Here is a 4,834-nt window from a genome sequence, read left to right on the forward strand (position 1 = left end):
CTCCCCGTCACCCCCCGACCACGGAGACCACCACGCCACGGAACGACAACGCCCCCCACGCACCCGCCAGAGCCGACCTACCCTTGCTGCCTTCCGGCCCTGGGGGAGTTCAGTCAGATAGCGCCACGTGAGGGGCTGCGCCCACAGTACCTGATCGGAGCACCTCGGATCGAGTTCGCAAGCACTCCCCGGAGTCTTGTATTGTTTGCGGCGGAGGATTCGCCTAGAGGCCTAGGGCGCACGCTTGGAAAGCGTGTTGGGGGCAACCCCTCACGAGTTCGAATCTCGTATCCTCCGCCATTGCCTTCACCGGGCAATACAGAAGTGGCCCTGCCAGGTTCGCCTGGTCAGGGCCACTTCTGCGTGCGACGACGGGTGGAGCGGTCCGGCCGCTACACGGCCCGTCCTGCGCCCGCCGGATGATCTTCCGTCTCAGTTTCCGTCTCAGTCGGCCCCTGCGGGCGCTCTCCGGCCGTCCCGCCGGCCGCTCCCCAGAGCGCGTCACCGACCTGCTGGGCGATCTTCCTCAACATCGGTCCGGTCACGTGCATGTACCGCGCCCGCATCCGAGCCGAGCCGCCCGGCTCCCATCCCATGATGGCGTCGACCGCCACGTCGGGCACACCGAGCAGGAGCAGAACCGTGCCAGCCGTATGGCGTGCGTCGTGCAGCCGGCCGTCCCGTACCCCCGCGTCCTCCAGCAGCTTCTTCCACCGGTGGTAGTCCGTGTTGGGGTTGAGGGGCCCGCCGGTCGGCTGGGCGAAGACGTAGCCCTTGTCCTCCCACAGTTCCCCGGCCTCGCGCCGCTCGTCCGCCTGCTGCTCCCGGTGTTTTCGAAGCAACTTGATGAGCGGGTCCGGCAGTCCGATGGTGCGTCGGCCGGCGCGCGACTTGGTGTTCTTGTACTCCCGTCGGACCTGGCGGCGGTCCGGGCAATAGCCGGGCTTGCGCCCGCAGGGGTCAGCGCAGCCGTGCTCGTACCTCGGCCGCAGGCGGTTCTTCCGAGTGCGGATGTATCCCGCGTCGAGGTAGACGTCCTCCCACTTCAGCCCGAGGACTTCGCCCTGCCGCAGCCCGAGCGCCAAGGCGATGACCCAGCGCGCGCTGTTGCGGAGCTTCGCCGCTTCTACGAGGAGACTCTGGACCTCCTCGATGGTGTACGGCTCAATGTCCTCCTCTTCGATCCGCGGCGCCCGCGCGATCTCGGCGACGTTCTTGGTGATGTGGCCACGGCGAACGGCTTCGGCAAGAGCCACCCGGACCGTGCGGTGTACGTGGTGGGCCGTCCCGGCGGCGCTCCCGTTCCGCTGCATGCGTTCGTAGAACGATTCGAGGTGCTCGGGTTCCAAGGCATCCAGCTTGTGAGCGCCCAGGCCGGGCGGCGCGGTGCTCGCGCAGCTCGGCGCGCAGCAGGCGACCATGTTGCGAGCCCTCCAGGGCTGATAACGGCCAGCTCGCGCAAGAGCTTGGCCGCCTCCTCGAACCAGGGTTGCGAGCCCTCCAGGGCTGATGACGGCCAGGATCGCTCGAACAAGCACGTCGCGTGTATGAGTTGCGAGCCCTCCAGGGCTGATGACGGCCGGTGGACGAGCCGGAGTTGAGTCGGGCCTCTTCCGTTGCGAGCCCTCCAGGGCTGATGACGGCCAGCAGGCGCGCGTCCTTCGCCGCGGAGGCGGGCGGGTTGCGAGCCCTCCAGGGCTGATGACGGCGCGAGGGTAATGCTGCTGGTCAGCACCTCCCTCGAGGCGGCTTCTGGAACAAGATGTGCAGCAGTCCGACGGTAGTGCAACAGCTCAGGTCAGAGCTGTGCCGCTGCGACTGGCGTCCTGTGGTTCGCCCAGGTATGTCTCAGCCAAATTGCTCCCTCGGGAGCCATGCTTCCCACAGAACGCGGGACGTCCACGAACCGTATGCCCGGCGCCAGAAGGCGCCGAAGGCCGGCGGCAGCTGCTAGCACGAGGACGTGAAGGCAACGGCCTGATCGAGGTGGAACGAGGAGCCCGGGGCCGTCGGGGTCCAACCCTCACGCAAGGCAACCCGAACAGCCGCGGCGACACCGGACGGCAGTACAGGCTCAGCTTCGCGGCCGATCCAGTTACTCGGATGCGGCTGGTCGGTGATGACCACGAGCGTCGTCCCTGGGGTGTTCGCATGCTCCACCGCGAACGTACACGGCGACCATGCCAGCCCCTGGCAGTACGTCGGCCGGCCCCGCAGCCGCCAGCGGTAGACCGTGCCGTCGACAACGATCCGTCGCGATCCCTTGCTGACCAGTGCCATGGCCCTCCTTTGACAGCGAAGATGTTAGCGAGCCCGACCCCACCGACCGTCTCAGCTTCCGTCTCGTTCAGGGCGGTTCACGGTCGTTCGTGCGGGTCCCGGAGCCGTCTCCACACCGGTGGCCAGCCGCCCATGAACCCAGGTGAACGCCCCCGCACACTGCCCAGCACCGCACCACCACTGGGCGCCGCCGTGAGGCTGCTCAGCTCGCGTTGTCCTGGTCTTGCCCACAGCCGGTGCTTCCGGGCGTCCCGAGATGGCGTCGGCGATCTACCCGGCCACCTCCTTGGGCATGGCGTCCGGCACATGGATGTAGCCGGCCCTCATGTTCACGGAGGCGCCCGGTTCCCACTCCCCACCGGGCTGAACGAAGGTCCCGGCCGCCCAGCGGCCGGGACCTTCGCCGTGTGGCCGGTCGGTGGGGCGTCGGCCCATGCGCGTGCGGGCTCAGGTCCGTTCCCGGTGCGGCGGTACTACGATCGCCCGTCATGGACTGGCTGGAGCGGGCCGCGACGTTGAGGCAGTGGACCAAGGGCGGGGCGCGGGCTCCCCACAAGCCGCTGCTCCTGCTCTACGCCCTCGGCCGGTTCCAGGAGGACGCCGACGGCGAGCTGTACTACAGCGCGGTGGAGGAGGACCTGAAGCGGCTGCTGGCCGAGTACGGTCCGCCGAACAGGACAACGCCCGCGTACCCGTTCCACCACCTGGTCAGCGACGGGGTGTGGGAGGTGCGGACCGACCGCGGTCCCGGGAGTCCCGGGACCGGGGTGAGGGAGCTGCGGGCGGGCGGGGCGGCGGGACGGCTGACGCCGGACCTGCGGACGGCGCTGCGACGGGAGCCGTCGCTGCTGGGGCGGATGGCGCGTGTCCTGCTCGACCAGCACTTCCCGCCCTCCCTGCACGGCGAGCTGTGCGAAGCGCTCGGGCTGGAGCTGGAGCCGGCGGAGACGGGCTGGTCGTCGCCGGCGCGGCGGCGGAGGGACCCGCGGATGCGGGAGCGGGTACTGACGGCCTACGAGTACCGGTGCGCCTTCTGCGGTTATGACGGGCGCATCGGGGCGGTGCCGGTCGGGCTGGAGGCCGCGCACGTGCGCTGGTGGGCGTTCGGTGGTCCGGATGACGTCGACAACGGCCTGTGTCTGTGCTCGCTGCACCACAAGCTCTTCGACAAGGGCGTCCTCGGTGTGGGGTGGAGGCCCCCGGGGTCCCCCCACTCAAGCGAAGCCGGGAGTGGGGGGAGGCGCCGAGAAGGCCGGCGCGTCCTCGTCTCGCAGCGCTTCGTCGGGCACAGCCGCGCGGCCCGCGAGCACGTCACAGCGCTCGCGGACCGCCCGCTCAGCGGACCGCAGCCGGGGGCCAGCCCCGTGGCGACGCACTATCTGTCCTGGCACACCGGCCAGGTCTTCCAGGGCGACCCGCGCCCGGGCGCGGATGTCCCGGGAACCCGATCCGGCGGGGACTCGCGCGGCCGCACGCAGGTCGGCCCTCAGGGTCCTGCGGGTTGAGCAGGAGTGCGCGCCGGTCCGGGCGAGGTGCGTGACGTTCCGGCTCGCCGGAGTCCGCCCGGGCGCGAGGGTGCCTGTTCCGGGGGGCCTCGGCGGCGGGTGCTCAGTAGTCGACGCGGTCGGACTTGGCCAGCCACGCGTCGAAGGGCGCCGTGCGGTTGGGCATCTCCACACGCTCGATCGCCATCGGCCACAGCTCCGCGGGCTTCTTCTCGAACAGGTCGTAGAACTTGCGGTCGTCGAAGCCGGCCACCGCGGCGTCGTCGCGGTCGGCGGCGAAGATGATCCGGTCGACCCGCGCCCACAGCGCGGAGGAAAGGCACATCGGGCACGGCTCGCACGAGGTGACCAGAACGCAGCCTTCGAGCGAGAAGGTGTTCAGCTTCCTGCAGGCGGCACGAATCGCGCTGACCTCGCCGTGCGCCGTCGGGTCCAGGTTCGACGTGACCTTGTTGTTGCCGATCGCGACGATCTCGCCGTCCTTGACGATCAACGCGCCGAACGGGCCGCCGCCGTTGTGCACGCTGCTCGTGGCAAGACCGATCGCCTCGTCCATCCAGGCACGCTCGATTTCCTGGATGCTCGTTTCGTGCGTGTGCGCGGTCACGGTCACTCCTCTGCAAACGGTGGGACTCCGGTCGGACCGAGGTGTGGGGCAGTTCGCTCAACCCCGTCGCACGGTGATCGGCGTTCACGATCGCCGGGCCTGTCCGCGACTCGTTCACGTGCTGTCTTTCCGGAATACCGCTAGTAGAACCGCCTTGCACCGTCGAGGGTCAGTCACCGAAACCATGAAGGAGTCGGCCCGCCGACCGGGCCCTTTTGTGGATTCATACGGACGGCGCGATCGGCGGTCTCAGGGGCTCCGCCGAAAGCCGCTGGTGGTCGAGGTGCGCGGCGGTGGGGCCGGTCCGGCGGAGAGCTGGTGGAGCGCTTGCCGGGCACCGTCCGACGTCAGCACAGGGCCCCGGCCACGGGCCGGCTGGCGCTGTGTCGTCGCTGGGCCGTGCGGGGTGGCCGTGCGAGGGGCCGTGCGAGGGGCCGGGGCG

3 protein-coding genes, 1 tRNA gene, 1 other RNA gene, 1 pseudogene and 1 CRISPR repeat array are annotated in these 4,834 nt (G+C 69.9%); of the genes and pseudogenes, 2 read left to right on the forward strand and 4 right to left on the reverse strand.

The window, feature by feature from the left end; translation table 11 throughout:
• Positions 1–41: 41 nt before the first annotated feature.
• Positions 42–140, reverse strand: an RNA gene (gene ffs, locus GL263_RS21655) — signal recognition particle sRNA small type.
• Between the two features lie 72 nt (positions 141–212).
• Between ffs and GL263_RS21660 the strand changes: the two genes are divergently transcribed.
• Positions 213–300: transfer RNA gene (locus GL263_RS21660), tRNA-Ser, on the forward strand.
• Positions 301–392: 92 nt separating this feature from the next.
• On the opposite strand, the pseudogene GL263_RS21665 reads toward GL263_RS21660, so the two are convergent.
• Both GL263_RS21665 and GL263_RS21670 read right to left on the reverse strand, forming a co-directional pair.
• Positions 393–1,379 (reverse strand): annotated as a pseudogene (locus GL263_RS21665) (tyrosine-type recombinase/integrase); the annotation flags it as partial.
• Positions 1,380–1,421: 42 nt separating this feature from the next.
• Positions 1,422–1,710: a CRISPR direct-repeat array (repeat unit 30 nt; unit sequence GTTGCGAGCCCTCCAGGGCTGATGACGGCC).
• 240 nt (positions 1,711–1,950) lie between these two features.
• Positions 1,951–2,280 (reverse strand): hypothetical protein, encoded by a 330-nt coding sequence (locus GL263_RS21670; protein WP_182857417.1) that lies wholly within the window; start codon positions 2,278–2,280, stop codon positions 1,951–1,953.
• A gap of 488 nt (positions 2,281–2,768) precedes the next feature.
• On the opposite strand from GL263_RS21670, the gene GL263_RS21675 reads away from it, so the two are divergent.
• Entirely contained in the window at positions 2,769–3,785 is a 1,017-nt protein-coding gene (locus GL263_RS21675; RefSeq protein ID WP_182857418.1) for a phosphorothioated DNA-binding restriction endonuclease, read from the forward strand.
• Positions 3,786–3,888: 103 nt separating this feature from the next.
• Here the strand turns inward: GL263_RS21675 and GL263_RS21680 are convergent, their stop codons facing one another.
• Positions 3,889–4,392 (reverse strand): nucleoside deaminase, encoded by a 504-nt coding sequence (locus tag GL263_RS21680; protein WP_182857419.1) that lies wholly within the window; start codon positions 4,390–4,392, stop codon positions 3,889–3,891.
• Positions 4,393–4,834 lie beyond the last annotated feature (442 nt).

It is taken from the genome of Streptomyces durbertensis (genome assembly GCF_014156695.1).
Taxonomy (GTDB): Bacteria; Actinomycetota; Actinomycetes; order Streptomycetales; family Streptomycetaceae; genus Streptomyces; species Streptomyces durbertensis.

Coding starts and splice junctions, on each gene's coding strand:
- GL263_RS21675 (WP_182857418.1), top strand. CDS start 2,769: ATGGACTGGCTGGAGCGGGCCGCGACGTTGAGGCAGTGGACCAAGGGC.
- GL263_RS21670 (WP_182857417.1), bottom strand. CDS start 2,280: ATGGCACTGGTCAGCAAGGGATCGCGACGGATCGTTGTCGACGGCACG.